Here is a 25,524-nt window from a genome sequence, read left to right on the forward strand (position 1 = left end):
CGGGGGGCCTCAGAGGGCCTCGAAACCAGGCAGCCGCGGCAGGCGCTCGATGAGGAAGTCGATCAGCGCGCGGGTCCGGGCCGGCAGAAAATGGCGCGAAGGATACAGCAGACTGGCCTCCTGGGTAGGCCCCTGCCATTGCGGCAGGAGCCGCTGCAGGCTGCCGTCGGCCAGCAGGTCGGCCACCAGCCAGGCCGGCGTCAGGCCGAAGCCGGCACCCAGGCAGTAGCTCTCGCGGATTGCCAGGGAACTGTTCACCGTGTAACGGCTGCGGGTGGCAAGGTTCAGCTCGCGGCCGTCGGCGTGGCGCAGCAGCAGGCGCTCTCCGGCATCGAGCCAGGCGAAGCGCAGGTAGTCGGCCAGCGGCAGGTCTTCGGGGCTGCCCAGCACCGGCAGACGCGAAAGCCATGCGGGGGACGCGACCAGATAGCGCGGCGAACGGGCCAGCGGGCGGGCGATCAGCTGCTCCGGCAGCTCGCCGCCCAGGCGCAAGGCAAGGTCGATACCTTCCTCGGCGAGGTCGACGAAGCGGTCGTTGAGCAGCAACTCGACCTCGACTTCCGGGTGCAACTGCATGAACTCCAGCAGCAGCGCATTCAGGCGCAGCACGCCCAGGCTCACCGGCGCGCTGACCCGCAGGCGGCCGCGCACCTGCTCGTTTTCGCCACGGGCCTGGCTGACGCCCTCGGCGTAGCTTTCCAGCGTCCGCCGGGCGTACTCATAGAAGCGGCGGCCCTGCTCGGTTGGCTGCACGCGCGTCGTGCTGCGGATCAGCAATTGCGCGCCGACCTGGCGCTCCAGCGCCGCCATGGTCTTGCTCACGGTCGGCTGGCTGCTGCCGGACTCGCGGGCAACGGCGGAAAGACTGCCCAGCTCCACGGCGCGGACGAAACAGTGCAACGCCTTGAGAGTATCCATGTCCTATTCGTTTATCGAATGACGGGTCTGCAAATATGCCGTCTACCGCCGTGAATTGGAATGGTTGAGCCTGTGGCCAATCCTTCACCGATTTCGAGGAATGCCATGAACAGATTGTTGCTCGCTGCCCTGATCGCCCTTGGCCTGCCGCTGGCGCAGGCGGATGACGGGCATTGGCAGGCCACCTGGAGCGCCAGCCCGCAACGCACCTGGAGCAAGGAGGTACCGCTGCCGCTGGGCGTACCGACACAGATTGGAAACCAGACACTGCGGCAGAGCGTGAAGGTCAGCCTCGGCGGCCAGCGTGTACGCATTGCGCTATCCAACGCCTATGGCAGCCAGCCGGTGGCGATTGGCGAGGCGGCCGTGGCACTGGCTGCACCGGCCGGGCGGCTGGGCGGCCCCAGCTATCGGCTGACTTTCGCCGGCCAGCCCACGGCGTACATTGCACCGGGTGCCGAGCTGCTGAGCGATCCGCTGGACCTCGCCGTCCCGGCGCTGGGTGAACTGGCGGTGTCGATCTATCTGCCGCAGCCGACGGCCATCGAAACCTTCCACTGGGACGGCAAGCAGCGCGTCCACGGTGGGCCGGGCGAGCAACTCGACGCTGGGCTTCTGCCGGTGGAAGGCACGATGGAAGCGCGGCTGTTCCTCGCCGATGTGCTGGTGGAAAACCCCGAGCCACGGCCGGTGGTGGCGGTGCTGGGAGACTCGATCACCGATGGCCGTGGCGCCAGCCTGGACGGCAACCAGCGCTGGCCGGACCTGCTGGCGCAGCGGCTGGCATCGCGTGGCGTGGGAGTGATCAATGCCGGCATTTCCGGCGGCCGGCTGCTCTCCGACGGCATGGGACAGAGCGCCCTGGTGCGTTTCCAGCGCGACGCACTGGGCAAGCCGGGAGTGCGGGCGGCCATCGTGTTGCTGGGCATCAACGACATCTCCTGGCCCGGCAGCACCTTCGCGCCGAACAACCCGCTGGTGCAGTACCAGGACCTGGTCGCCGGCTACCGGCAACTGATCGCCCAGGCCCATGTGCGCGGTGTGCGCATCGTCGGCGCGACCATCCTGCCGTTCGAGCGTGCCCTCAGCGGCTCGCCGATAGAGAACTACCACGCGGCCAACAAGGAAGCGCTGCGCCAGCGGGTGAACCAGTGGATTCGCCAGAGCGGGGAATTCGATGCAGTGGTGGACCTGGATGCGCACCTGCGCGACCCCGCCCACCCGCTGCGCCTGCTGCCGGCCTACGACAGCGGCGACCACCTGCACCCCGGCGATGCGGGCAATCGCGCGATGGCGGAGAGCGTGGATATCGAGGCGTTGCTGAAGGGCATGTGAGGCCTTCCGCGAGGCCAGGTATGGCCGGGATGCGATCGCGGACGCAGTCCATTCCAACAAGATGCCTCTGTGTGCGCGTCGGCCCTCACCCTGACCCTCTCCCGGGGGGAGAGGGGACCGTTCGGTGCAGGATAAAATCTTCGCGTCAGCCGGTTCGGACTGCCCCCTCTCCCTGAGGGAGAGGGCAGGGGTGAGGAGAACGCATCGCTACGGACTTCCTCGAAGAAGACAGTTGATTCTGCTTTATTGGCAAGAGTCGGCGCAGGAGCGGACTCTGTCCGCGACAGGCCTGATATCGGCACGCTCGGAACAGGCCCGCTCAGCTGCCGAATACCGGCCCCACGCTGTCGTCGTCCATGCCGCGCTCCAGCTTGATCTTCAGCGCCAGATCGGTACGCGAATCGGCGAACTTCAGCGCGTCGGCCACGCTCACCCGGCCTTCCTCCAGCAGCTTGTAGAGGCTCTGGTCGAAGCTCTGCATGCCGCTCTCCAGCGCGCGTTCCACCGCGCCCTTGAGCTCGGGCAGTTCGTCGCGCTGGATGATCCCGCGAATGTGCGGCGTGCCCAGCACCAGCTCCACCGCCACCGCGCGGCGCTGATGGGTGCCGGGCACCAGGCGCTGGCCGACCAGGGCGAGGATGTTCTGCGACAGGTCGGCGAGCACCTGCGGGCGTGCTTCATCGGGGAAGAAGCGGGTGATGCGCTCGATGGCGTGGCGGCAACTGGTGCCGTGCAGGGTGGCGACGCACAGGTGGCCGGTTTCGGCATAGTGCAGCGCGTGCTGCATGGTGGCGGCGTCGCGGATCTCGCCGAGCATGATCACGTCCGGCGCCTCGCGCAGTACGTTGCGCAGCGCATCCTCGTAGCTGTGGGTGTCCAGGCCGACCTCGCGCTGGTCGATGATCGATTTCTTGTGCATGTGGAGGAATTCGATCGGGTCTTCGATGCAGACGATGTGCCCGGAGCGGTGGCGGTTGCGGAAGTCCAGCATGCTCGCCAGGGTCGTCGACTTGCCGGCACCGGCCGCGCCGATGACCAGGATCAGCCCGCGATCCTGCATGGCCAGTTTGTCGAGGATCGACGGCAGGCCGAGGGCGGTGACGTCGGGGATCACCTGCTTGATCAGGCGCACCACCATGGCCACTTCACCGCGCTGGAAATAGATGTTCGCGCGGAACCGCCCCACGTCCGGCACGCTCAGCGCCAGGTTCATCTCCAGGTCGCGTTCGAAGTCCTGCGCCTGGGCCGGTGACATCAGTTGCCAGGCCAGGGTCTTCACCTCGCCAGGCTGCAGCACGCGAGCGTCCGTCGGCTGGCTGTGGCCTTCGGCCTTGAGGTGCGGCGGCGCGCCAACGCTGAAGAACATGTCCGAGCCGCCACGCTCGGGCAGCAGGCGCAGATACTCGATGACGTCGGGGAGGGTAGTGTCGCTCATGGGGTCGTCCTTGGATGGCGAGGGGGCGCATCTGCATTGAGCCTAGCTGCAATGCCGGACGGGAGACTAGGGGAGGCTGCGGCACATCGTGTTGATGTGCCGCAGGGAAGCGCGTCAGGTCGACAACTGGTTGGCGAACTGGCCCACGGCGTCGACCACGCGCTGGGCGCTGTCCTGGATTTCGATGATCACCGTGCCGGCTTGCCCGAACAGTTCGAGCCCCAGCTCCGCCTGCTGCTTGCCGCGGTCGATCATCGCCACGGCCTGGCCGGCCAGTTGCTGGTTCTGCTCCACCACGCGGGTGATTTCCAGGGTGGCGGCGCTGGTGCGCGAGGCCAGTTGGCGCACCTCGTCGGCGACCACCGCAAAGCCGCGCCCCTGGTCGCCCGCGCGGGCCGCTTCGATGGCGGCGTTGAGTGCCAGCAGGTTGGTCTGGTCGGCGATGCTGCGGATGCTCTGCACCAGTGCGCCGATGGCCTGGGACTGGCGGTCCAGTGCCTCGATACCCTGGACAGCCTCCTGCATGCGGTCAGCCAGTTCGCGCATCACTTCGACCGTCTGCTGGACCACCGCGGCGCCCTTGGTGGCGCTGTCGTCGGTTGACTGCGAGGTATCGAAGGCGATGGTCGCCGCTTGGGCGACAGCGTTTTCACGGTGCACCTGCTCGGTGATCACGGTGGCGAACTTGACCACTTTGTAGAGGCGATCGTGGGCGTCGATGATCGGGTTGTACGAGGCTTCCAGCCAGACCTCATGACCACGGCTGTCGATGCGCTTGAAGCGGCCGGTAACGAACTCGCCGCGGCGCAGCTTGGCCCAGAAGGCTTCGTACTGCGACGAGTTGTACTCGCCGGGCTCGCAGAACATCCGGTGATGCTTGCCCTGGATCTGCGCCAGGCTGTAGCCCATGGCGTTGAGGAAGCGGTCGTTGGCGGCAAGCACTTCGCCTTGCAGGTTGAATTCGATCACCGCGGTGGAGCGTTGCAGTGCCTCGATCAGGTTCTCGTGCTCGCGGGAGTTCTCGATGGTGCGGGTGAGGTCGCTGGCGTAGATCGAGAAGCGCTGGATCGTACCGCTGCTGTCGTGCACCGGCTGCAGGATTGAGCGCAGCCAGGCCTCCTCGCCATCGCCGCGCAGCAGGCGGATCACCCCGGCCAGGTGCTCGCCGCGCTCGAGGGCGTGCTTCACCTTGAGGTGGAAGTCCAGCCCGCGCACGTGGTCGGGAATCAGCTCCAGCAAGGGGCGGCCCTTGAGCTGATCGCCGCGGTGGAGCAGCTCCTTCTCGAAGTTGGCATTCACCGACTCGATGCGCCCCCGGGGGTCGAGGAACAGCACGAGCATCTCCTCATCGAGGCTGGCGCGGATCTCCTCGACGGAGGCGAGTTCTTCACGCAGGGCGGCCAGTTCCTGCTTCAGACGCGAGTTGAACATTCGTGGGCTTTCTCTAGTGGTGAGGCACGAAGGCTGCTGCCGATTCGTTTCACCCATTGCATCGGCCGATCACGCCGCGACTTTAGCCCCGGATTGGCCGGCTTAACCCGCATGGCGCAAGGCCTGGCGCCATTTTTCAGGCAGTCTCCGCGGACGCCTGGCTGGCGGCGATGGCGTGGCGCAGCTGGTCGGTATCCAGCGGCTTGTGCAGCAGGTGGCTGCCGCTGGCGGCGGCCTCGCGGAGACGCTCCGGGGAGGTGTCGCCGGTAATGATCAGCGCCGGCACCTTGCGCGAGAGGTAGCTGCGAATCCGGCGCACGGCGTCGGCACCGGTCTGGCCTTCGCCCAGGCGGTAATCGGTGAGGATCAGGTCAACGGGGGCGCGGCCGCTGTGGCTGGCCTCGATGTGCCGCTGGCAGGCAAGCAGCGCGCTGGCGCCGGGGTAGACGCGATGGCCCCAGACCTCCAGCAGGCTGCACAGCCCCTGCAGCACATCGAGCTCGTCTTCCACCACCATGATCCCCAGGCCGGGCCCGCGTTCGCTTTCTGGCAGCGGCATCGGCGGGGCTTGCAGCGGTGCCTCGGCCAGCGGTACGCGCAGGCTGAAACAGGTGCCACGGCCGGGCCGAGAGCTCAGCGTCAGGGCGTGACCGAGCAACCTTGCGGTGTGCCGCACGATGGCCAGGCCCAGGCCGAGCCCCTGCTTGCGGTCGCGTTCGGGGTTATGCAGCTGGACGAACTCGTCGAAGATCACTTCCTGCTGGCTGGCGTGGATGCCGACACCGGTGTCGATCACCTGGATCTCCAGCTCATTGCCGCGGCGCCGGCAGCCCAGCAGTACGCCGCCCTTCTGTGTATAGCGGAAGGCGTTGCTGAGCAGGTTGTCGAGGACGCGCCGGAGCAGCAGCGGATCGCTGTCGACCCACAGCCGGCTGCCGCGCACGCGCCAGCTGAGGTGGCGTTCGCTGGCAGTGCCGGCGAATTCTTCCTGCAGGTCGGCGAACAGCTTCTGCAGCGCGATCGGCTCGCGGGCAACCGGCACCACGCCCGCGTCCAGGCGCGAGATGTCGAGCAGGCCGTTGAGCAGGTCGCCCAGGTTGCCGAGCATCGCCCGCAGGCGCGTGGCGATATCCCGCGCCTGGCGCTCGTCCACCGGCCCGCGTTCGGCGAGGGCGGAGAGGGCGCCGACGAACAGCCCGAGGGCGTGGATCGGCTGGCGCAGGTCGTGGCTGGCGGCGGCGAGGAAGCGCGACTTGGCCTGGTCGGCGGCGCGGGCGCGATCGCGCTGCGCGCGCAGGTCCTGGACCAGCTCGGAGTTCTCCTGGCGCAGGCGGATGGTCTCGCACAGGCTGCGGTAGGTTACCCGGCTGTAGTACAGGTTGACCCCGGCCAGGCAGACGATGAAGAAGCTGTAGGTGGTGTGCTGTTCGTCGGCGCCGCCCAGGCACAGCAGCAACACCGGCAGCAGCATCGCCAGCAGCGAGCCGATGTAGGCCGGTGGATACGCCGAGAGCGAGGGCACCGCGCCGCAGACCAGGCCGGTGAGCACGATGCAGGTGAAGGCGAACAGCTGCGGGTCGCCGTGCACGAAGCCGGCCCAGCCCAGCCAGCCCCACAGCAGGCTGCTGGCCCAGGACAGCAGTGTGGCGCTCCATAGCCAGTTGCGTCCCTGCGCGCGCGCCGGGGCTTGCCGGAAGTACGTGCGTGCCAGGACAATCCGGCCTAGCGTAAGCGCGTAGAGCGCCGCCAGCCAGCACACCATCGCCGTCGGCGACAGGGCGTTGCGGAAGATGAACAGCACCGGCAGGGGAATCACCAGGTTGGCGAAGAGCACGGCGTACGACTGGCGGAACAAGAGATCGACCAGGTCGCGCTGCTGCGGGCTGTTGTGCATGTTCGAAGTGCCTCAGGGAGACGAGTGATGGAAGGGATGCGCGAACTGAGGGTGTTCATCGCCGACGACCACGGCATCGTACGCGACGGTCTGCGCCTGCTACTGACGACCCTGGAAGGCGTCGAGGTGGTCGGCGAGGCGGCGGACGGCCTGCGCCTGCCGACCCTGCTGGCAGAACGGCACGCCGATCTGCTTCTGCTCGACCTGAACATGCCCGGCCTCAACCGGTTGCAGCTCATCCAGGAGCTGCGCCAGCGCCACCCCCGGCTGAAGATCCTGGTGCTCACCGCCAACACGGAAACCGCCACCGTGCGCTCGGTGCTCGACGCCGGCGTACACGGCTACCTGAGCAAGGGCGAGGACACCGGCGAGCTGCTCGAAGCCATCGCCGCCCTGCGCAGTGGCCGGCATTACCTGGCGCGGAGCCTGCGCTTGCTGCTGGACAGCCCGCACGCGCGCCCGACGGGGGAGGCCGACCTGCTGTCGGCAGTGGATCTGACCCGACGCGAACGGCAGATTCTCACCCTGGCCGCCCAGGGCCGCAGCGCGCGCGAGATCGCCGAACACTTCAGCATCAGCCCGCTGACCGTGCGCAAGCACCGCGAGAACCTCATGCGCAAGCTCGATCTGCACAGCACCGCGGAACTGACGGCCTACGCCGTGCGCCTGGGCGTACCCAGCGCCTGAGTCGGCCTGTCGTCTTGCCTGCGTGCGCATGTCGCGGGTCCTGTCGGTGAGTGGTCCGCTAGAGACTAGCTCCGCACGCTGGGGGAAAAAATACGGCAACTGCCGTATGTGCCGGGCAGGCCTCGCTCCCTAACCTTCTCTGCACGGACCGTGCGTCGCCTCGATAGGCGCCGGCCGATACCCGATCAAGGGAAGGATCACCCCATGACACTGCCTGCCTATTGGGCCTCGTTCGCCGTGGCGACGCTGGCCTTTGCCTGCATGCCCGGCCCGGCCATTCTCTACATGACCTCGCAGACCCTTGCCCACGGCCGTCGCGCCGGCCTGCATGCCGCCCTGGGCATCCACCTGGGCTGCTACGTGCACATCTTTGCCGCCAGCGCCGGGCTCGCCGCACTGCTGCACCACGCACCGAACCTGTATCTCGCGCTGAAGCTGGCGGGTGCCGCCTACCTGATCTGGCTCGGCGGTTCGATGATCTTCGGCCGGCGCAGGTCCGACCATGGAGATGCTGTGGAGGCTCGCCCGAAGGTGCTGCGCGACAGCATGGTGGTGGAGATACTGAACCCCAAGACGGCGCTGTTCTTCCTCACCTTCCTGCCGCAGTTCGTCGACCCGACCGCGAGCCTGCCGGTGGGCCTGCAGTTCTTCATCCTGGGGATGATCGTCAACCTGGTGTTTTCCACCGCCGACGTGCTTGCCGTGCTGTTCGCCTCGCTGCTGCTCGGTGCGCTGGGACAGGGGCGTGGGCAGCGGGTGATGCCACGGGTATGCGGTTCGATTCTGGTGGGGCTGGGGGTGATGCTGGTGGCCCGCGGCGGACCGGTGTGACGCGGGGAGGGAAGGGCAGCGCCGCTCCCTGGCTCGGGCGCGGCGCGGGCGAAGCGGATCAGTCCTCGCGGCTGGTCACTTCCACCAGGTGGTAGCCGAACTGGGTCTTCACCGGACCCTGGACGACGTTCAGCGGCGCGCTGAACACGACCTGATCGAATTCACGGACCATCTGGCCCGGGCGGAAGCTGCCCAGGTCGCCGCCGCTGCGGCCGGACGGGCAGGTGGAGTTGTCGCGGGCGACGGCGGCGAAGTCCGCGCCGTTTTCGATCTGGGTCTTGAGTTCGTTGCACTTGTCTTCGCTGGAAACCAGGATGTGACGGGCAGATGCACGGGCCATGGGATAACTCCTGAACAGGCAGTAGGAAAAAGCGAAGCCTAGCGGATTCCGCAGGCGAACCCAATGCCAGGCGGCGGATGGTTTGCCCGCCTTCGTAGGATGGCGTGGAGCGCAGCGATACCCATCGAATGGTGTGCTCCGGCTGATTCGTGCCGGCTGAGGCCAATCGCGGACAGAGTCCGCTCCTACGTAAATGTCTGCTTCAGGTGCCGAGCACCTCGCTAGCGCTCCCTGTAGGAGCGAGCTTGCTCGCGAACCGCCCGACACCGGAGCAGCCGGGAAGTCATCGCGGATGCAGTCCGCTCCTGCGAGAGTCCTCTGCGCTTGGGCCATCCCTCACCCTAGCCCTCTCCCAAGGGGAGAGGGGACCGTTCGGTGCAGGATGAAACCTTCGCGTCAGTCGACTCGGACTGCCCCCTCTCCCCTTGGGAGAGGGTTGGGGTGAGGGGGAAGACGCAGCGACGGGCTATCCAGAGAAGACGGTTGCCCCTGCGTAACTGTTTGCCTCCGGCACCGAACACTTCGCCAGCGCTCCCTGTAGGAGCGAGCTTGCTCGCGAACCGCCCGACGTCGGAGCAGCCGGGAAGTCATCGCGGATGCAGTCCGCTCCTGCGCCAATACCCGCCTCAGGCGCCGAACACTGCGCCAGCGCTCCCTGTTGGAGCGAGCTTGCTCGCGAACCGCCCAACGTTGGCTCCGCCGGGAAGACATCGCGGACGCAGTCCGCTCCTGCGCAAATACCCGTCTCAGGCGCCGAACACTTCGCTCAGGTGCTGCTGGTAACGCTGCACGTCGCCTTCGATGTTCGGGCGCTTCATCACGTCCACGCAGAGGAAGGTCGGCAGCGGGCTCATGCCGAGGAACTGGTTGGCCTTGTGGAAGGGGAAGTACACCGCGTCCACACCCTTGCCCTCGAAGAAGTCGGTCGGGTCGTCGAAGGCCTGTTGCGGTGCGTTCCAGGTGGCCGAGATCATGTACTGCTTGCCGTGCAGCAGGCCACCGCTGCCGTACTTCTGCGAGGCATCGGAGCGGGTGCGGCCGTCGTTGGCGTAGAGGCTGCCGTGGCCGGCGGTGAAGACTTCGTCGATGTACTGTTTCACCGTCCAGGGTGCGCCCATCCACCAGCCGGGCATCTGGTACACGATGACATCGGCCCAGAGCATCTTCTGGACTTCTTCCTGGATGTCGTAGCCGCCGTCGATGAAGGTTTCCTTCACATCGAAACCGGCGTGGTCCAGGTGGGCGATGGCGGCTTCGTGCAGGGTGGCGTTGTAGCGGCCGTCAGAGTGGGCGAACTGTTTGCCGCCGTTGATCAGCAGGATTTTTTTCATGGAGTGGGCTCCGGAATTCTGAAGGGTGAGAAAGTCGATGGACGCAGAATATCGACAGCTCCGGGGCAGAAAAACCCGCTTCCGAACAAATGATCCGTGCGTGAGAATCAAAAATGGAAAGGATTGATTTGCGTCAGGATTAGGCAATCCATCCACTCACCAGGAACGCTGATCCGATGTACGCCTTCATCCTCCAGGCCCACACCCGCCCCGAACGATCCCAGGATTTCGAGGACCTGTTCCGTGCCTACCTGACGCCCAGCCGCGCCGAAGACGGCTGCGTGCAGTACCACATGCTGCGCGATGCCCAGGACCCCAGCCTGTTCACCTTCTTCGAGGTCTGGCAGAGCCGCGAGCACCTGGCCATTCACACCGCATTGCCGCACATGCGCGAGTTTCACGAGCGGCGCATGGAGTACTTGAGCCGCGATTTCGCCATCCAGGAAGTGGAAGTGATGGGCCCGCGCTGAGGGTCGCTCAGGCCACCACCCTGTTGCGTCCGCCTTCCTTGGCCTTGTAGAGGTTGGCGTCCGCCGCGGCGATCAGCGCCTCGATGCTGTCTGCCTCTGTGTCGGCAGTGCTGGCCACGCCGACACTGATGGTCACGATGCCGCGCTTGCTCTTTTCGTGGGGCAGCGCGGTTTCCTCCACGGCGCGCCGGATGGACTCGGCCACCTGGGTGGCGGCAGCGGTATCGCAGCCCGGCAGGATCGCCACGAACTCCTCGCCGCCGTAGCGCGCGGCGCCATCGTCTTCGCGCTGGCAGCCCTGGCCGACCAGATGCGCGACATTGATCAGTGCAAGGTCGCCGCGCGGGTGACCGTAGTGGTCGTTGTAGGCCTTGAACTGGTCGATATCCATCATCAGCACCGCCAGGGCGCCATCGCCGCCACGGCGGCGCTGCCACTCCGCCTGGGCCTTGGCGTCGAACCAGCGGCGGTTGTGCAGGCCGGTCAGCGGGTCGGTGCCGGCTTCGTTGCGCAGGCGGTCCTCCTTGGCGTCGCGGCGGCGCAGGTGTCGGGTCAGGCGATAGGCGAAGAACAGCGTCGCGGCGTTGATCGCCAGCAGCAGCCCGCTGGTGATCCAGGTACGTGCGGTCCAGGTGTTCAGGATCGCTTCACGGCACAGCTCCACCGAGACCACTGCCGGGTAGTCGCCGATGCGCCGGTAGCCGCGCCAGTAGGCATCCGAGGTGCCGCCCTGCTGGCGGAAGTAGTCGTTGCGGCCGCTGTCGACGAACTCGCGGAAGGTGCCGATCTCTTCTTCGCTCGAACGCGGTAGCTCCGGCGGCCATTGGGCGAGCACCGTGCCGTCGAGCAGGCGGATCGAGACCACCCCGTGCTTGCCCAGGTCGAGGCCGCGCACGAAGGACTCCAGGTGCTGCAGTTCCTTGATGGCGGCGACCACGCCGACGAACTGGCCATCCTTGTCGATCACCGCGCGGCTGAGCGCGGTGCTGGTCGAGGAGCGCGGATAGGACGGCATGAAGGGATGGCTGAGGAACAACCGGCCGGGGTTGTCGCGCGCCATCGTGAAGTAGTCGCGCATGGACAGGTCGCGGCTCGACTCGCCAGCGTGGTTCAAGTCCACCAGCAGTTGGCCCTGGGCATCGGTCACCACCAAGGTGCCGGCGTGCATCGAGCCGGCGGCGTGGCCTTCAACCAGTTCCTGCAGCACCTGCTGCGAGAGGTCCGGCGTCGTCGGGCCGGTGATGACGTTGGAGAGCGTCAGCAGCGTCTGTGCGTGCACATCCAGGTCACGGTGGAACTCGCGCTCCACCAGCAACAGGGTGTTCTTGCCGCTGGCGTGGGCGTAGGCCAGGGCATCCTGCTTCATCTGCAGCATGTGCCAGCCGGCCAGCAGCGAGGCGAGCACCGCCAGCAGGAAGGTCAGGCAGAAGACGCGAATCGGTTTGAGCACTGCGCACCTCCCGCCGTGGCTCGGATTGTTTCCAGGTTTCTCGATTGTCCGATATGTCGGGTGGCATACAACGACAGTTGGAGGCACGCTTGCCTTATGTCAGGTCGCCGGGGAATTTTCTGCGACGTGCAGCGGGCAACCTTTACCGCAGGTTTCAGCGCCGCCGCGCGGTGATGGAACCGATTCACCCCGGCCGCAGCCAAACGTCGAGAAATCACGCATCATTGAGCCCTTTTCGATCATCGGAGCCGTCCATGCCCAGCCAGTCGTTCCTTCTGCGCAGCCTGCTGTTGTCGCTCGGCCTGTGTGCCGCCGCTGCCGCCAGCGCGAGCGATCAGGATCAGCTGCTCGAAGCCATCAACGCCTACCGCGGGGACGTGCAGTCCTGCGCTGGCCAGGCCTCGCAGGTGCTGCCGCCGCTGTCGCCGGATTCGCGCCTGGCGCTGCCGGCTTCGGCGGGGGAATGGAAGGCCGCGCTGAACCAGGCCGGCTACCCGATGAGCAGCGTGCGCATGCTCAGCCTTACCGGCCCGCGCGATGTGACGGCCGCCATGAAGGCGCTGCAGGAGAGTTTCTGCCAGGTGCTGCTGGACCCGCAGTTCGTCGATGTCGGCATCGTTCGCGAGGGCGATGACTGGCGCGTGCTGCTCGGCCGCCCGCTGTTGCAGGGCAAGCTGGGCACCTGGGAAGCCGAAGGGCAACAACTGCTGCAGGCGGTCAACGCCGCGCGCGGCAAGGGCCGCCAATGCGGCGGGCAAGCCTTCGGTGCGGCCGGCGCGTTGAGCTGGAACGCCACCCTGGGCGGCATCGCCGAAGCCCACAGCCGCGACATGGCCAACAACAACTACTTCGACCACAAGGGCCGCGACGGCAGCACGCCGGGCGACCGCGCGGAACTGAACGGCTACGCCGGCCAGCGTATCGGCGAGAACATCGCCGCCGGCCAGGGCAACGCGCAGAAGGTAGTGGACAGCTGGCTGGCCAGCCCGGGCCATTGCGCCAACCTGATGAACCCGCAATACAGCGAACTGGGCGCGGCCTACGCGGCGGATCCGAAAAGCGACGCGGGCATCTACTGGACGGCGATGTTCGGCTCGCCCTGAGCCCTCATCGAGCGCCGCTGATGGCGCCCGGCTCGGCGGCCTGGCGCTTCACCTTGGCCTCGAGGATGGCCGTTTCGACCGCCGCCAGCGTGCCTGATGCCGCCGGGCGCTCGAACGTGTGGCTCTCGGCCAGCGTGTAGACACGCTCACCGTTTTTGAGGGTGAACTCTACGAAAGCCAGATGCTCCGACCAGGAGCGGTAGCGCCGCACCATGAACAGGCTGTGGCGGCTGCGTAGCGATTGGATTCTTTCCAGCGGAATCTGCCGGTGACGGTTCTTGCCGCACAACACCAGCTCGCCCTTGTCAATGAAAGCCGGTTCAGCCCGTGCCACTCGCAACCACTCCAGCGCAAAACGCGCATCCATGACCAACAAGAACAGAGAAAGGCCGGAAAGCAGGGCGACCTTGCCGCTGAAGATATTGATCAACGTGAAGGCAGTCATGGCCAGCAGAAGCAGCAGGGTCATGGCGCGATAGAAATGGACTTTGTCGAACTCGGTCTGTGACAGGAACCGGACATCCATGTGTTTTCTCCTGGGCGACTGCGAAACGTCCTTCAGCCAGACGTTTTAGCAGACTGGGCGGCACCTGCCATGCGAGCCCGGTCACGACGCCGAGCGAATCGCCCAAAGAAAAACCGGCGCCTGGGCGCCGGTTTCTCGTGTGATGCGCGGGGTACGCAACGTCTTCCCCGCTGAACCTGGCTGTCAGTGAGCCTGGTTCAGGGTCAGGCGCATCTGGCGGTTCACATCCTTGTACAGCAGGTAGCGGAAGCGGCCGGGGCCACCGGAGTAGCAGGCCTGCGGGCAGAAGGCGCGCAGCCACATGAAGTCGCCGGCTTCCACCTCGACCCAGTCCTGGTTCAGGCGATACACCGCCTTGCCTTCCAGCACATACAGGCCGTGTTCCATCACGTGGGTCTCGGCGAACGGAATCACGCCGCCCGGCTCGAAGTTGACGATGTTCACGTGCATGTCATGGCGCATGTCGGCCATGTCGACGAAGCGGGTGGTGCTCCAGCGGCCTTCGGTATCCGGCATCACCTTCGGCTCGATGTCCTGCTCGTTGGTGACGAAGGCTTCGGGCAGCGGTACGCCGTCGACTTTCTGGTAGTGCTTGCGGATCCAGTGGAAGCGCGTGTGCTGGCCGCTGGTGTTGCGCACCTTGTAGTCGGCGCCCGGCGGAATGAATGCATAGCCGCCCGGCTTCATGGTGTGCACTTCACCCTGCAGGGTCAGGCTCAGCTCGCCTTCGACGATGAACAGCACCGCCTCGGCGTTGACGTCCTGCTCGGGCTTGTCGCTGCCGCCCTGGGGCGCCAGCTCGACGATGTACTGCGAGAAGGTCTCGGCGAAGCCTGACAGCGGGCGGGCGATGACCCACATGCGCATGTTGTCCCAGAAGGGCAGGTGGCTGGTGACGATGTCACGCATCACGCCCTTGGGGATCACCGCATAGGCTTCGGTGAACATGGCGCGGTCGGTGAGCAGCTCGGTCTGTGCCGGGTGCCCGCCGTGCGGCGCGTAATAGGTGGATTTGGCCATGGGTTGGTTCCTCATTGTTGTCTTGCTGCCCGGCGCGTGCGGCGCCGTGGTGAGCAATTGGTGCAGAGCGGCGCGCTTGTCGGTGCGCTGGCCGTCGCTGGGGATCACCATATCCAGCGGCGTGTTCATGCACAAATTAAATGTTGGAATCCGTTGTATTCGTTTTTCGAATGCTGGTCAGCCCTTCGTATCCTGCGCCAATACCCGCGACAGCACCCGCGCCAGCTCCTTCACCATCGGGTCGACCGCAGGCCGGTGCAGCATCGCCACCTCGAACACGTCCACCGAGGGTAGCCCGATATTCTTCGGCAGCACCGCGTGCTCCGCCGTCACCGCGCGCTGCGGCAGCAGGCCGATGCCCATGCCATCGGCAATGGCCGACTGGATGCCGGAGAGACTGGAGCTGGTGAAGCTGATATGCCAGCGCCGGCCGATGGATTCCAGCGCGGAGATCATCTCGTCGCGGTACACCCCGCGCGGCGGGAAGGTCACGATGGGCAGCGGGTCCAGCTCGATGCAGGCATTCTTCGCGCTATCCACCCAACGCGTCTTCTCCGGCCAGCAGGCCACCGCCTCGCGAGCGTTCTGCCGCTGCTTGAGCAGCACCAGGTCAAGCTCGCCGCGGTCGTAGCTGGCGGACAGGTCGCGGCTCAGCCCGCTGGTGACTTCCAGCTTCACCTGCGGATAGGCCCGGTTGAAGGCCGCCAACTGCTCGGTCGTTCGCCCGGTGGCGAAGTCGTCCGGCACGCCGATGCGTACCGTCAGCGCCACCGTCGCCCCGGACAGCGCCTCGACCATCTCGTCATTCAACGCCAGCAGCCGCCGCGCATAACCGAGCAACGTATCGCCGGCATCGGTGGGCAGTACATCGCGATTGCCACGCTCGAGCAGCCGATGCCCGGCCATCTCTTCCAGTCGGCGGATCTTCTGGCTCACCGTCGACTGGGTCGAATGCAGCCGCGTCGCCGCCGTGGTGAAACTGCCGCAATCGGCCACCGTGACGATGGCACGCAGCAGGTCGAGGTCGAAGAGACGGGTATTTGGTTTGTCACTGTCGCTCATGGCGGTATCGGTTTTTTGAATGCGGATGGTGCATTTAACCGCCCATTAGCAGCAGGGGCAACACACCTGTAGGAGCGAGCTTGCTCGCGAAAGGAGTTTCCGGCGGCCTCGGCGTGGGGCGGTTCGCGAGCAAGAACTAGGCGTCCCCCTCGCTCCTACAAAAAGCTGGCAGAGCGAAGGGCATGTTTGCGGGAGCAGGGTTGCCGGCCATCCGCCAATTTTCCTGCCGCGATCTAGACTCCAGAGGCTGACCATATCCGGGGGAACCACACGGAGAGCGTCACCATGAACCGTCTACCGATATCCCTGCCGGTGCTGGCTGCGGTTGCCGCGTTGTCCGGTTGCATGAGTAATGAAGAGTTCCTCGCCTCCAACCAGCAGGCGGCGATCAAGGCGACCGAGTCGCGGGCCAAGTTCGAGATGAACTGCGAGGCGGTCACCAGCAGTGTGCTGTCGAGCAAGGTCACCAGCGTCCGTCGCGCGATGGAGCGCACCGAGTACACCATCGGCGTGCGCGGTTGTAACAAGCAGGCGACCTACATCACCTACTGCCTCAACCCGGAAACCTGCAACGCCATCGCCGATACGGCGCGGATGGGGGCACCGTAGGTCCTGTCGGGATGGGGAGTTTGTGGTCCATCCTGGCGGCTTTTCGATTTTTCCCTTGTGGGAGCCACTGTCTTCCGGGATTTCCGTGCCGGTGCCTTCCCTCTCCATTCCTCTGGGAGAGGGCGTGCTGGCTGACGCCGAGGATTCTTCCTGCACCGAACCGTCCCTCGCCCGGGGCGGGGAGAGGGGTTGCCGGACCCGGGCCATACCTGCGCCACGCGTGAGCTTCAAGATTCGGCGAGTGGTCCGCTCCGCCGGCTTCTGCGGCGGAGCGAATGGCACGGTTACTCCTCCGGTAGCTCCCGCCCGTGACGCTTGCCCAGCGCCGTCACGTAGTCCACTTCATTGCAGAGCTCATAGCCCGCCATGAAGGCCGTGGTGTTGATCTGCGTGCCTTTCTGCTGGGCCTGGTCATAGGCTGCCTGGTCGTACGCAGGGAGTTTGTTGTGGCTGAGGAACTCGTTGATCAGGGCAATGCGCTGGGCATCGCCTTCGTCGTAGCCGCCGTCATAGAACAGGCGATCGATGCAGGTGACGGCGCCCTGGTAGCGGGATTGCGCTTCATTCAGTTCGAGGGCGTGGGCGCTGCCGGTCAGGGCCAGGCCGAGGGTGAGCAAGGTGGTGCGCAGGTGCATGGGCAGACTCCGTTCTACAGGTTTGAGGGTGGCGGCATTCATCCAGTGCCGCGTCTGGTTCAACAAGGTCCGGCTGACTAACGAAAAAGCCCCGCTCAAGGGCGAGGTCGTTCGTTCATCGATGAGGGTTCAGCGCCGGCAGTGGGCGCCGTTGGGAGAACTCAGGGGAGGGCTGGAAAGCCGCAGGGGGCCAGGGCTTTCGCCATGTTGCGCCGCGTGAAGCCGCTGCATGACGGGTTGTGCCATGGAGTTTCGTCCCTGAAATCCTGGTTGGTTGCGCGGGATTCTGCCTGGGGATATGGCAAGCGGCTACTAGGCAATCCACAAATATTTCAGTTGCCGGGGTCTGCCGATCAATCCAGCCAGCTATGCCACGCCAGGCGGATGGCGCCGTCCTGCAGGGGCAGCAGAGTGAGGTTCGGTGCCTGGCGCAGGTCGGTGACCAGTTGGCTCCAGGCCGCCGAATCGTCGCTGGGTTCGCGGCGCAGGGTGATACCGAGGTTTTTCAGGGTGGTCGGGTCTGCCAGCAGGGCGGTCACGCGGGCGGACAGCTGATCGTAGGGTGCGGCGTGCATGGGATGCCTCCATATCTGGTCACTGGGTGGATGGAAAATACTGTATGTAAATACAGTATTTCTTGTAAAGACCTGCGTGACCATCGGTAGGCGGATTTCTGAAGGAAGCGAAATCGAAAGGCGCTGGGGTGGTGCATGGAGTGGGGCGCTCTCGCGATATTTGATCGGGGCTGCAGCTCCAGGGACTCGCAGATTGGCGAGCGCATCCGTTCTATCGTTCTGAAAATGCAACGCTAGAGGCGAATTTTACCGTCTAGTGGATCAAGGGTGTCGAAATTAATCTTTGTTCCATGCAGTGACGCACTGCAGAACGAGTCCAAACCCTTCCCGGCAGTGCCGGCATCCACTGAAAGCAAATCGAGGATTTCACCATGAGCAACGCCACCTACAACCGCCTGGACAAAGACAACGCGGCCGTACTGCTGGTCGACCACCAGGCCGGTCTGCTCTCGCTGGTTCGCGACATCGATCCGGACAAGTTCAAGAACAACGTCCTCGCCCTGGGCGACCTGGCGAAGTTCTTCAACCTGCCGACCATCCTCACCACCAGCTTCGAAACCGGCCCCAACGGCCCGCTGGTTCCCGAGCTGAAAGCGCAGTTCCCGGACGCGCCCTACATCGCTCGCCCCGGACAGATCAACGCCTGGGACAACGAGGACTTCGTCAAGGCGGTGAAGGCCACCGGCAAGAAGCAGCTGATCATCGCCGGCGTGGTGACCGAGGTCTGCGTGGCCTTCCCGGCGCTGTCGGCCCTGGCGGAAGGCTTCGATGTGTTCGTGGTGGCGGATGCCTCCGGCACCTTCAACGAGATGACCCGCGACGCCGCCTGGCGCCGGATGGAAGCGGCCGGTGCGCAGCTGATGACCTGGTTCGGCGTGGCCTGTGAGCTGCACCGCGACTGGCGCAACGATATCGAAGGGCTGGCGGCGCTGTGCTCGAATCACATTCCGGATTACCGGAATCTGATGACCAGCTATAACGCGCTGACTGCGGGCAAGTAACAACTCGCTGAAATGAAAAAACCGGAGCTTCGGAAGAAGCTCCGGTTTTTCTTTGCTCTGCTCCTGTAGGAGCGAGCTTGCTCGCGAACCTGCTGTGGCACGGTGCCTGTTCGTAGGAGCGGACTTTGTCCGCGATGTGTCTGCCTCGCGCCTTGGTTTCCTGCGTCGCTTCGGCGTGCGCGTCGGCCTCTTGTTTCGCCCCCTCGGGCGAGTTACTTCTTTCAAACGCCAAAGAAGTAACCAAGAAGGCTTGCCCCGGACATCCGGTTTTTCGCTTAGGCGAAAAATTCCCTCGTTGAACCGAAGTTTCAGGGGCACGCCACGACGGGCCATCCCTGGCCCATCGTGGCTCTCGCGACATCCATGTCGCTCAACCCCTGAAACTCCAATTCAACGAGGCCTCCTGAACGGGGCATTCGGCGCGTGCGGATGTTTCTCTGGAAGACTTATCGAGCCAAAGCCAAAGCCAAAGCTGTGCGGATACGTTCTCCGCAGAAGCGGCTTTCCTTTGTCTCCAGGGTTTCCATCCACCTCGAAGTCACGGCGGAGCACGAACGTAGGATGGCGTGGAGCGCAGCGATACCCATCAATGCCCACGCACCGACAGCATGGCCATCGCAATCTCGCGGATCGCCGCCCGACCCATCCGACAAAGTCATTGCCGAGCGGCGGCAGAGTGCGGTTCGCGAGCAAGCTCGCTCCTACAAAGTTGCCGGCTTCGGCCCGGTCCCGGCTCTCGCTTTGGCTTTTGTGCGTCTTCCAGAGAAACACCCACGCACTCCGAGTGCCCCTTTCAGGAGGCCGAAGGTGATCGGAGTTTCAGGGGTTGAGCGACATGGATGTCGCGAGAGCGGCGATGGGCCAGGGACGGCCCTTCGCCGCGGGCCCCTGAAACTCCGAAGAACCGAGGGTACTTTTCGCGAAGCGAAAAGCCGGATGGAGGGGCGAGACCTTTGCCCACTTTGGGGCGTTTGCCAAAGTGGGTCGCCCGAGGGGGCGAAACGAGAAGTCCGCGCGCACGCCGAGGCGGCGCTGAACACCTAACCACAGGCAAGAGCATCGCGGACAAAGTCCGCTCCTACGGAAGATCAGCGCAGCGACGGGGCGAGCAGAGCGATGGGTATCGCTCCGCTCCACACCATCCTACGCACCACCCTCCAGCCGGGCATTCAACTCCGGCCACTGCCGATACGGCACCCACAACACGCCTTGCCACTTCAACACCGACAACGACTCCGTCGGCCCGCGCAGCATTTCCCGGCGCGGCTCGCCCAGGTCGGTGCGGTGCTGGTCGCGCAGCGTCGGAATCACCTGCTGCGACAACCACTGTCGCACGCTGCGATTCTCCGGATGGAAGTAGTGGATCAACGCGGCATAGGTGCCCGACTCGCTGATCAGCAGCTCATCGACGTAATCGCCATTGCCATCGCGCACCCAGGCGTGGCGGAACTGGTCGTTGTCCAGGTTGCGCTCCACGCGCTCGGCCAGATAGGGCGAACCGATCAGCCGGCCCAGGTCGTGGGCGCAGAACCAGCACTGGTCTTCCAGCAGCACGGCGCGCAGCAGGCGCTTGTGGCGGATGAATTCGGTGGGGATCAGGAACTCTTCAGACATAGCGCACCTCCGGAGTGGAGGGCGAAGAGGGCGGGTACAGCGAAGCGCCTTCGGAGCGAAGGCTGGGGGTGAAAGGCATATCCATTACCTCTGTGTGATGTGGCCAGCTTTCTTAGGGCTGGGTGCCGGGAGCTAAGAAACCCCACACAGAGGGCCGGACGTATTCCCCTTTCGGGTCTTGTATTAGCCCACTCCCGGCGTCGCAGAGGTTTTTCGAGGACGAATGAATCCAGCGTGCTCGAAAAAGCCGCTTAACTTTCGGGAGCGGTCAGGCCGCTGTGTGACAGGCGTTTCTTAGGCGCGGATGGAAGCGTATGGGCCGGTGGCTGACACGTCAATGAATAAATTAACGTCGTCGAGCATTGAAGGAAATATCTGTTTTTGATGTGAGATTCTAATGGTAAAGTGACAGAAGTTTGCTTATCTCATATTTGCTGCTGGGGTGTCTATGAGACTTTGGGGGCGGGGAAAAAATTTGGCCGTTAAATCCAAGGATTTTTATGAAAGTGAAGAGGCTTTTTGTGAGAATCTAATTAATGGGTTTAAGGAAAAGGCAGGGCATAATGAAACAGAGGCAATGGTTTGGTTTGCGATTACGATGGGTGGGTCACTTGTCGCGCCTTTGTTTGTAACTCTTGGGGGGGACGATTTTGTATTGTCAAAAATTATCCCGTCGATTATTTCAACGATCGTTGCTTTTGGAACCGCTTGGCTGCAATTGCGAAAGCCTCAGCACTTGTGGGCTTTATATAGAGGGTGTCAAAGAAAGCTGGAGGATAATTTGGCGAGATATAGATTTAAAATAGAAGAATATTCTCAAGAGGGTGCAGAGAAGTATCTCGCGAGAAAATGTGCAGAAATAGCCATGGAGGCACATAATGAATGGTTGCCGATGGTGCCAAGGGGAGAGAGCCTTTCAAAGAAAGGTAGTGGGTCAGAAGATAACTAAGAATTTGTTTTGATGGTTTGGTGAGATATATGGGATATCAGCTTTCTTTTATTGAGCGGCAGCATGATTTAAGCGAGTTGCCAAGCGCTAAGATCAGGGCGTCAGATAGGACGGGTGTTCATTCTTGGATGAGTTTCTATGCGGCATTTTCTGAGAATTTTGCATCCTATGCGCTTGATGCTCTCGGCGTAAAAGAAGGTGAAGTGGTATTCGATCCATTTTTAGGTTCTGGAACTACGCTTGTTGCTGCTAGGAAAAAAGGGGCGTCATTTGTAGGAGGAGACCTTGATCCCTTTGCCTGCTTGCTCGCTCGCGCAAAAGTTGCGGTTTCGGCAGATTGTAAAGTAGTTAAAAAATATCTTTCTACTAGTAGAGTTAAGTCTGTCGGAGAATTCTCAAAGGAAGCTTCTGATATTTTTGATTCAGACTGTTTAGCGTACGCCGCTTCTGTTTTTTCTCGTGTTCGGCGTGTGGTCGGCGGAGGACGGTCCGGTGTATTGAGAGCACTTTGTTCTGATGCTTCAGGGAAATTTGATTCAGAAATTGTTGCAATCGTTGCTATTTGTATTGCTGCATCTAGAGCTGCAAAGCTGGTGAGGGGATCGAACCCTACGTGGTACCGGAAAAGTGTACCGGGCGAGCATGGGCAAGAGTTAATTAGCGGTTTACGAGAAAGTACTCCGGAAATTGCGGAGCAAATGCTTTCGGATCTTCAATTTTTAGGAGTTTCCGATCGGGGGGAGACGAGAGTATATGAGGTAAATGTTAAGGAGATTGGTGATTCTGTTGAGGATGAAAGTGTGGATTATGTTGTAACTTCTCCACCATATTTGACTCGCATAGATTATGTTGTTAATCATCTTCCCAATTTGGTTATTCTCTCAGGGTTGATGAGTGTGGAGGTTGAAAGCTTAAGGAGGTCGATGATAGGGACGTCTAAGATTGTTTCTAAAGGAGTGGTGGAGGCCAGATGGGGAGGACTGTGCGCATCTGTTTTGAAGGAAATTGAGGAGCATAAAAGTTATGCAAGTAAGAGGTACTATTATTGGACTTACTTGCAGTATTTTATGTCGCTGTTCGAGGCTGTAAAGGTGCTGGGGGAAAAGCTGAAAGTTGGAGGTAAGGGCGTTATTGTAGTCCAAAGTTCATCTTATAAGGATGTTTATGTGCCTCTAAGTGATATAGTTGTCGAGATGATGAGAGGTTTGGGTTTGAATGCGGATATTGTTAAGAGGGATATTGTTAAGGTGAACATGAAAAGCCTCCAGGCTTCTAGAGGGAAAGTGGAGGTAAAGCCTAACGGCAATATGTCTTCTGAGGATGTTGTTTACTTTGAGAGGACTCAGTAGTGAGATGATATGAAAATTGGTTCTTCAAACTCTATAAATTCCTCCATCGTGTTAAATGCTAGGCACGAGTCCATGTAAGGGCACGGGTGAGGGCTTAGCGCCTCTATCGCGGGGGGGAGATTGCTATTGCGGTGGAAGTGGCAGATCGGCTCTTTGTTAGTGCATGCGCTTCGTCCTATTTGCCATTCAATGTAATTTATTTCGGCGATATTTATTCTCGAGTAGTGAGAGGTTAGCTTTACAGCTTCAGTGACGGTCTCTCTTAGCTTGGTTGTAATGTAGTTTCTCGGGTTTGGGGTTCCTTTAAAAAATTTGAAAAGCGCTTGATCCACAGGGATTACACGACCGGTTCGCAGGTAAGTCCTCATTATGTGGTAGTCGACTGCAGGTTCTAAATTTTCCTCATCTTCGAAATGTATTATCCCTTCAGTAGTTAGGTCGTGGGTTAATACGTTGGTTTTCTTTTTTAGTGGGTCTTTTTGATATGCGGTAAAGCTGTTCATTAGTTCTTCAAAAGCTTTCCCGCCAAGTGTAGAGTTTTTGGCTGCTGAGTATAGTTTTTTTGGGTTTGAGTCGAATTTTTCTATAATGGTTCTGGCAGTTTCTCTAAGTATTAAGGCTCGTTCTTTGGCTTTTATTCTGTCTTTCTTGGGGTAATCGATAAGCCAGGAATTTAAGGTCTTTGAGTCTATATTTTTAAGTGTTTCTATGAGGTCGAGATTTTTTCCTAGAGTGTTCTTGAATATGCTCTCTTGAAGGAAGTCCCAGTTAATTTGATGGCAAATAGATATGAAGAATATCTTGAATGCCAAAAGGAGTTCGGGAGGATGATTGCCCCATATCTCAGTTTTCTTTTCTGATTTGTATTTTTTTATTATTTCAGCATGAGCCATGCAGGCGAGTGGATCTACAGTAAATAGATTTCCCGCTCGGAGGACGTCATTCAGAGTCTTCATGGTGGCCTAGTGCTTTGGTTTTTTCTTTTAAGTACTCCACTTGTGTGGGGTTTTTTTCTACCTGGAGAGTTATCCTTTTAGATATCTCGATTCCCGCAGAGTTTATTGCAGATAGTTTCAGGGGGTTGTTTGTGGCTACAACTGCTTTTCTTATGTTGAGACTTTTAAGTGCGTTAATCGCTGCTGTATAGTCGCGAGGGTCAATCTCATAGCCTAACTTTCGGAATGCTGTGGCGGTATCAATTCCTTCGCGCTGTTGGAGAAGGATGGCGTCAATCTTGGATTTTATTCCTATGCCGCGGCCTTCTTGGTACAAATATACGACAACTCCACCGTTTCTTGAAATGTAATGAAGTGCTGCGTTTAATTGCAGGGCGCAATCGCAGTCATTTGTATGAAGGGCCTCGCTGAAAAGGCAGGATGAGTGGATCCGAATGAAACATGCGTCTTTATCAAATGACTTTTTGATAATAACTGCATCTTGATTCTCGGAAGAGATGCAAGATATCTCAAGGTCGCCGTAGAGGCTGGGGAGATGTATGAGATTTTCCATTTTCTGCTGCGCTAGTTAGAGTTTACGCGTTAGATTGGCGCATCCTTGCGCCATACATCGACTACGACTTTCTATAGAACACTCCTAATGCCCTTCCGTGGGCTTTTATGGTCTTGCCCCTAATTCAGTCCCAGCTCAGCGCGCCGCCGGTCTGGTACTCGATCACGCGGGTCTCGAAGAAGTTCTTTTCCTTCTTCAGGTCCATGATTTCGCTCATCCACGGGAACGGGTTGCTGGTGCCCGGGTATTCCTCTTTGAGGCCGATCTGGGTCAGGCGGCGGTTGGCGATGAACTTGAGGTAGTCCTCCATCATCGCCGCGTTCATGCCCAGTACGCCGCGCGGCATGGTGTCGCGTGCGTATTCGATCTCCAGCTGGGTGCCCTGGAGGATCATCTGGGTGGCCTCGTCCTTCATCTGGGCATCCCACAGGCGCGGGTTTTCGATCTTGATCTGGTTGATCACGTCGATGCCGAAGTTCAGGTGCATGGATTCGTCGCGCAGGATGTACTGGAACTGCTCGGCGGTGCCGGTCATCTTGTTGCGGCGGCCCATGGAGAGGATCTGGGTGAAGCCGCAGTAGAAGAAGATGCCTTCCAGGACGCAGTAGTAGGCGATCAGGTTGCGCAGGAACTGGCGGTCGGTTTCCGGGGTGCCGGTTTCGAACTTCGGATCGGAGATCGAGCGGGTGTACTTCAGGCCCCAGGAGGCTTTCTTCGCGACCGAAGGAATCTCGTGGTACATGTTGAAGATTTCGCCTTCATCCATGCCGAGGGATTCGATGCAGTACTGGTAGGCGTGGGTGTGGATCGCTTCCTCGAAGGCCTGGCGCAGGATGTACTGGCGGCACTCGGGGTTGGTGATCAGGCGGTACACGGCCAGCACCAGGTTGTTGGCAACCAGGGAGTCGGCGGTGGAGAAGAAGCCGAGGTTGCGCATGACGATGCGGCGCTCGTCTTCGCTGAGGCCGTCCTTGCTCTTCCACAGGGCAATGTCGGCGTTCATGTTCACTTCCTGGGGCATCCAGTGGTTGGCGCAACCATCCAGATACTTCTGCCAGGCCCAGTCGTACTTGAAGGGTACGAGCTGGTTGAGGTCGGCGCGGGCGTTGATCATCTGCTTGTCGCCGACTTGTACGCGGGCGGCGGAGCCTTCGAGATCGTCCAGGCCTTCCTGGATGTCCAGGGCGTCGAGGGCCTGCTTGGCGCGGGCGACGGCGTCGGAGTCGTTGGCGGATACGGCGCGCGCTTCTTCGACGGAGCCTGCGGCGTCGGCGTCGAGTTTGTCAGCGTTCTGCGCGGCGGCCTGGGCGACGGCCGGGGCGGCCTTGGCTTCGGTGGCGTCTTCTTTGTCGAATTCGTCCCAGCTCAGCATGGGGGTCCTCTCCTGGTGGGCCGCTCTGTGGCGGCCTGGTGTCTGGTTGCGTGGGGTGCACGCCAAGAGCTTGTGCTT

25 protein-coding genes and 1 pseudogene are annotated in these 25,524 nt (G+C 61.9%); 9 read left to right on the forward strand and 17 right to left on the reverse strand.

The window, feature by feature from the left end; all coding sequences use genetic code 11:
* Positions 1-9 precede the first annotated feature (9 nt).
* On the reverse strand, positions 10-918 hold the full coding sequence (locus L6D89_RS22010; protein ID WP_236201168.1) for a LysR family transcriptional regulator: 909 nt from the start codon (positions 916-918) through the stop codon (positions 10-12).
* Between the two features lie 60 nt (positions 919-978).
* Here L6D89_RS22010 and L6D89_RS22015 point away from each other — a divergent pair, with 60 nt between their 5' ends.
* The gene (locus L6D89_RS22015) at positions 979-2,253 is read left to right on the forward strand and encodes an SGNH/GDSL hydrolase family protein (protein ID WP_373874982.1); all 1,275 of its coding nucleotides are present in this window, start codon (positions 979-981) and stop codon (positions 2,251-2,253) included.
* A 319-nt stretch (positions 2,254-2,572) separates the two neighbouring features.
* Here L6D89_RS22015 and L6D89_RS22020 read toward each other — a convergent pair whose 3' ends face one another.
* From L6D89_RS22020 to L6D89_RS22030, 4 genes and pseudogenes are all read right to left on the reverse strand, one after another.
* Entirely contained in the window at positions 2,573-3,688 is a 1,116-nt protein-coding gene (locus tag L6D89_RS22020; RefSeq protein ID WP_236201170.1) for a PilT/PilU family type 4a pilus ATPase, read from the reverse strand.
* A gap of 114 nt (positions 3,689-3,802) precedes the next feature.
* Positions 3,803-4,363, reverse strand: a complete 561-nt coding sequence (locus tag L6D89_RS32835; protein WP_373874983.1) for a methyl-accepting chemotaxis protein — start codon at positions 4,361-4,363, stop codon at positions 3,803-3,805.
* Positions 4,343-5,176, reverse strand: a pseudogene (locus L6D89_RS32840) (PAS domain-containing protein); the annotation flags it as partial. The gene L6D89_RS32835 and the pseudogene L6D89_RS32840, both read right to left, overlap by 21 nt.
* Positions 5,177-5,255: 79 nt before the next feature.
* A complete protein-coding gene (locus L6D89_RS22030) occupies positions 5,256-7,013 on the reverse strand; it encodes an ATP-binding protein (RefSeq protein ID WP_236201172.1) in 1,758 nt (585 codons plus the stop codon).
* Positions 7,014-7,040: 27 nt separating this feature from the next.
* Here L6D89_RS22030 and L6D89_RS22035 point away from each other — a divergent pair, with 27 nt between their 5' ends.
* Both L6D89_RS22035 and L6D89_RS22040 read left to right on the forward strand, forming a co-directional pair.
* Positions 7,041-7,700: a response regulator gene (locus L6D89_RS22035; protein WP_236201173.1), complete on the forward strand. Its 660-nt coding sequence runs from the start codon at positions 7,041-7,043 to the stop codon at positions 7,698-7,700.
* 204 nt (positions 7,701-7,904) lie between these two features.
* Positions 7,905-8,531 carry a LysE family translocator gene (locus tag L6D89_RS22040; protein WP_236201174.1) on the forward strand — a complete coding sequence of 209 codons (627 nt, stop codon included), beginning with the start codon at positions 7,905-7,907 and terminating at the stop codon, positions 8,529-8,531.
* Positions 8,532-8,589: 58 nt separating this feature from the next.
* On the opposite strand, the gene L6D89_RS22045 is transcribed toward L6D89_RS22040, so the two are convergent.
* Both L6D89_RS22045 and mdaB read right to left on the reverse strand, forming a co-directional pair.
* Entirely contained in the window at positions 8,590-8,871 is a 282-nt protein-coding gene (locus tag L6D89_RS22045) for a peptidylprolyl isomerase (protein ID WP_024763107.1), read from the reverse strand.
* A gap of 746 nt (positions 8,872-9,617) precedes the next feature.
* Positions 9,618-10,202, reverse strand: a complete 585-nt coding sequence (gene mdaB / locus L6D89_RS22050; RefSeq protein WP_054909354.1) for an NADPH:quinone oxidoreductase MdaB — start codon at positions 10,200-10,202, stop codon at positions 9,618-9,620.
* Positions 10,203-10,378: 176 nt separating this feature from the next.
* Here mdaB and L6D89_RS22055 point away from each other — a divergent pair, with 176 nt between their 5' ends.
* Positions 10,379-10,672 carry a putative quinol monooxygenase gene (locus L6D89_RS22055; RefSeq protein WP_236174003.1) on the forward strand — a complete coding sequence of 98 codons (294 nt, stop codon included), beginning with the start codon at positions 10,379-10,381 and terminating at the stop codon, positions 10,670-10,672.
* 7 nt (positions 10,673-10,679) lie between these two features.
* Here L6D89_RS22055 and L6D89_RS22060 read toward each other — a convergent pair whose 3' ends face one another.
* Positions 10,680-12,122, reverse strand: a complete 1,443-nt coding sequence (locus L6D89_RS22060) for a sensor domain-containing diguanylate cyclase (protein WP_236201175.1) — start codon at positions 12,120-12,122, stop codon at positions 10,680-10,682.
* A 254-nt stretch (positions 12,123-12,376) separates the two neighbouring features.
* Between L6D89_RS22060 and L6D89_RS22065 the strand changes: the two genes are divergently transcribed.
* Positions 12,377-13,225, forward strand: coding sequence for a CAP domain-containing protein (locus tag L6D89_RS22065; RefSeq protein WP_236174005.1), 849 nt, complete (start codon positions 12,377-12,379; stop codon positions 13,223-13,225).
* A 4-nt stretch (positions 13,226-13,229) separates the two neighbouring features.
* Here L6D89_RS22065 and L6D89_RS22070 read toward each other — a convergent pair whose 3' ends face one another.
* The 3 genes from L6D89_RS22070 to L6D89_RS22080 form a co-directional block, all read right to left on the reverse strand.
* A complete protein-coding gene (locus L6D89_RS22070) occupies positions 13,230-13,751 on the reverse strand; it encodes a hypothetical protein (RefSeq protein WP_236201176.1) in 522 nt (173 codons plus the stop codon).
* Positions 13,752-13,934: 183 nt separating this feature from the next.
* Positions 13,935-14,771 (reverse strand): bifunctional allantoicase/(S)-ureidoglycine aminohydrolase, encoded by an 837-nt coding sequence (locus L6D89_RS22075; RefSeq protein WP_024763113.1) that lies wholly within the window; start codon positions 14,769-14,771, stop codon positions 13,935-13,937.
* Between the two features lie 177 nt (positions 14,772-14,948).
* Positions 14,949-15,833, reverse strand: coding sequence for a LysR family transcriptional regulator (locus tag L6D89_RS22080; protein ID WP_236201177.1), 885 nt, complete (start codon positions 15,831-15,833; stop codon positions 14,949-14,951).
* A 285-nt stretch (positions 15,834-16,118) separates the two neighbouring features.
* On the opposite strand from L6D89_RS22080, the gene L6D89_RS22085 reads away from it, so the two are divergent.
* Positions 16,119-16,442 carry a hypothetical protein gene (locus tag L6D89_RS22085; protein ID WP_236174008.1) on the forward strand — a complete coding sequence of 108 codons (324 nt, stop codon included), beginning with the start codon at positions 16,119-16,121 and terminating at the stop codon, positions 16,440-16,442.
* A gap of 284 nt (positions 16,443-16,726) precedes the next feature.
* Here the strand turns inward: L6D89_RS22085 and L6D89_RS22090 are convergent, their stop codons facing one another.
* Entirely contained in the window at positions 16,727-17,077 is a 351-nt protein-coding gene (locus tag L6D89_RS22090) for a hypothetical protein (protein WP_236174009.1), read from the reverse strand.
* 353 nt (positions 17,078-17,430) lie between these two features.
* A complete protein-coding gene (locus L6D89_RS22095; RefSeq protein ID WP_236174010.1) occupies positions 17,431-17,652 on the reverse strand; it encodes a DUF1654 domain-containing protein in 222 nt (73 codons plus the stop codon).
* A 371-nt stretch (positions 17,653-18,023) separates the two neighbouring features.
* On the opposite strand from L6D89_RS22095, the gene ycaC reads away from it, so the two are divergent.
* Positions 18,024-18,653 (forward strand): isochorismate family cysteine hydrolase YcaC, encoded by a 630-nt coding sequence (gene ycaC / locus L6D89_RS22100; RefSeq protein ID WP_236201178.1) that lies wholly within the window; start codon positions 18,024-18,026, stop codon positions 18,651-18,653.
* 1,143 nt (positions 18,654-19,796) lie between these two features.
* Here the strand turns inward: ycaC and L6D89_RS22105 are convergent.
* Positions 19,797-20,267: a BRO-N domain-containing protein gene (locus tag L6D89_RS22105; RefSeq protein ID WP_236201179.1), complete on the reverse strand. Its 471-nt coding sequence runs from the start codon at positions 20,265-20,267 to the stop codon at positions 19,797-19,799.
* A gap of 475 nt (positions 20,268-20,742) precedes the next feature.
* Here L6D89_RS22105 and L6D89_RS22110 point away from each other — a divergent pair, with 475 nt between their 5' ends.
* The gene (locus tag L6D89_RS22110) at positions 20,743-21,216 is read left to right on the forward strand and encodes an SLATT domain-containing protein (protein ID WP_236201180.1); all 474 of its coding nucleotides are present in this window, start codon (positions 20,743-20,745) and stop codon (positions 21,214-21,216) included.
* A 29-nt stretch (positions 21,217-21,245) separates the two neighbouring features.
* A complete protein-coding gene (locus L6D89_RS22115) occupies positions 21,246-22,565 on the forward strand; it encodes a DNA methyltransferase (protein WP_236201181.1) in 1,320 nt (439 codons plus the stop codon).
* Here L6D89_RS22115 and L6D89_RS22120 read toward each other — a convergent pair.
* The 3 genes from L6D89_RS22120 to L6D89_RS22130 all read right to left on the reverse strand — a co-directional run bounded on the left by L6D89_RS22120 (position 22,559) and on the right by L6D89_RS22130 (position 25,446).
* Positions 22,559-23,521, reverse strand: a complete 963-nt coding sequence (locus L6D89_RS22120) for a hypothetical protein (protein ID WP_236201182.1) — start codon at positions 23,519-23,521, stop codon at positions 22,559-22,561. The two genes, L6D89_RS22115 and L6D89_RS22120, sit on opposite strands and share 7 nt — an antisense overlap.
* Positions 23,505-24,074: a GTP cyclohydrolase II RibA gene (gene ribA, locus L6D89_RS22125; RefSeq protein ID WP_236201183.1), complete on the reverse strand. Its 570-nt coding sequence runs from the start codon at positions 24,072-24,074 to the stop codon at positions 23,505-23,507. The genes L6D89_RS22120 and ribA overlap by 17 nt, the downstream gene beginning before the upstream one ends.
* Before the next feature lie 124 nt (positions 24,075-24,198).
* Positions 24,199-25,446, reverse strand: a complete 1,248-nt coding sequence (locus L6D89_RS22130; RefSeq protein ID WP_236201184.1) for a ribonucleotide-diphosphate reductase subunit beta — start codon at positions 25,444-25,446, stop codon at positions 24,199-24,201.
* Positions 25,447-25,524: the final 78 nt, after the last annotated feature.

This window comes from Pseudomonas pseudonitroreducens (assembly GCF_021603645.1).
Classification (GTDB): domain Bacteria; phylum Pseudomonadota; class Gammaproteobacteria; order Pseudomonadales; family Pseudomonadaceae; genus Pseudomonas; species Pseudomonas pseudonitroreducens.

Excerpts from the sequence above, each read along its gene's own strand:
- L6D89_RS22010 (WP_236201168.1), bottom strand. The coding sequence starts at position 918 with ATGGATACTCTCAAGGCGTTGCACTGTTTCGTCCGCGCCGTGGAGCTG.
- L6D89_RS22015 (WP_373874982.1), top strand. The coding sequence starts at position 979 with ATGGTTGAGCCTGTGGCCAATCCTTCACCGATTTCGAGGAATGCCATG.
- L6D89_RS22020 (WP_236201170.1), bottom strand. The coding sequence starts at position 3,688 with ATGAGCGACACTACCCTCCCCGACGTCATCGAGTATCTGCGCCTGCTG.
- L6D89_RS22030 (WP_236201172.1), bottom strand. The coding sequence starts at position 7,013 with ATGCACAACAGCCCGCAGCAGCGCGACCTGGTCGATCTCTTGTTCCGC.
- L6D89_RS22035 (WP_236201173.1), top strand. The coding sequence starts at position 7,041 with ATGGAAGGGATGCGCGAACTGAGGGTGTTCATCGCCGACGACCACGGC.
- L6D89_RS22040 (WP_236201174.1), top strand. The coding sequence starts at position 7,905 with ATGACACTGCCTGCCTATTGGGCCTCGTTCGCCGTGGCGACGCTGGCC.
- L6D89_RS22045 (WP_024763107.1), bottom strand. The coding sequence starts at position 8,871 with ATGGCCCGTGCATCTGCCCGTCACATCCTGGTTTCCAGCGAAGACAAG.
- mdaB (WP_054909354.1), bottom strand. The coding sequence starts at position 10,202 with ATGAAAAAAATCCTGCTGATCAACGGCGGCAAACAGTTCGCCCACTCT.
- L6D89_RS22055 (WP_236174003.1), top strand. The coding sequence starts at position 10,379 with ATGTACGCCTTCATCCTCCAGGCCCACACCCGCCCCGAACGATCCCAG.
- L6D89_RS22065 (WP_236174005.1), top strand. The coding sequence starts at position 12,377 with ATGCCCAGCCAGTCGTTCCTTCTGCGCAGCCTGCTGTTGTCGCTCGGC.
- L6D89_RS22070 (WP_236201176.1), bottom strand. The coding sequence starts at position 13,751 with ATGGATGTCCGGTTCCTGTCACAGACCGAGTTCGACAAAGTCCATTTC.
- L6D89_RS22075 (WP_024763113.1), bottom strand. The coding sequence starts at position 14,771 with ATGGCCAAATCCACCTATTACGCGCCGCACGGCGGGCACCCGGCACAG.
- L6D89_RS22080 (WP_236201177.1), bottom strand. The coding sequence starts at position 15,833 with ATGAGCGACAGTGACAAACCAAATACCCGTCTCTTCGACCTCGACCTG.
- L6D89_RS22085 (WP_236174008.1), top strand. The coding sequence starts at position 16,119 with ATGAACCGTCTACCGATATCCCTGCCGGTGCTGGCTGCGGTTGCCGCG.
- L6D89_RS22090 (WP_236174009.1), bottom strand. The coding sequence starts at position 17,077 with ATGCACCTGCGCACCACCTTGCTCACCCTCGGCCTGGCCCTGACCGGC.
- L6D89_RS22095 (WP_236174010.1), bottom strand. The coding sequence starts at position 17,652 with ATGCACGCCGCACCCTACGATCAGCTGTCCGCCCGCGTGACCGCCCTG.
- ycaC (WP_236201178.1), top strand. The coding sequence starts at position 18,024 with ATGAGCAACGCCACCTACAACCGCCTGGACAAAGACAACGCGGCCGTA.
- L6D89_RS22105 (WP_236201179.1), bottom strand. The coding sequence starts at position 20,267 with ATGTCTGAAGAGTTCCTGATCCCCACCGAATTCATCCGCCACAAGCGC.
- L6D89_RS22115 (WP_236201181.1), top strand. The coding sequence starts at position 21,246 with ATGGGATATCAGCTTTCTTTTATTGAGCGGCAGCATGATTTAAGCGAG.
- L6D89_RS22120 (WP_236201182.1), bottom strand. The coding sequence starts at position 23,521 with ATGAAGACTCTGAATGACGTCCTCCGAGCGGGAAATCTATTTACTGTA.
- ribA (WP_236201183.1), bottom strand. The coding sequence starts at position 24,074 with ATGGAAAATCTCATACATCTCCCCAGCCTCTACGGCGACCTTGAGATA.
- L6D89_RS22130 (WP_236201184.1), bottom strand. The coding sequence starts at position 25,446 with ATGCTGAGCTGGGACGAATTCGACAAAGAAGACGCCACCGAAGCCAAG.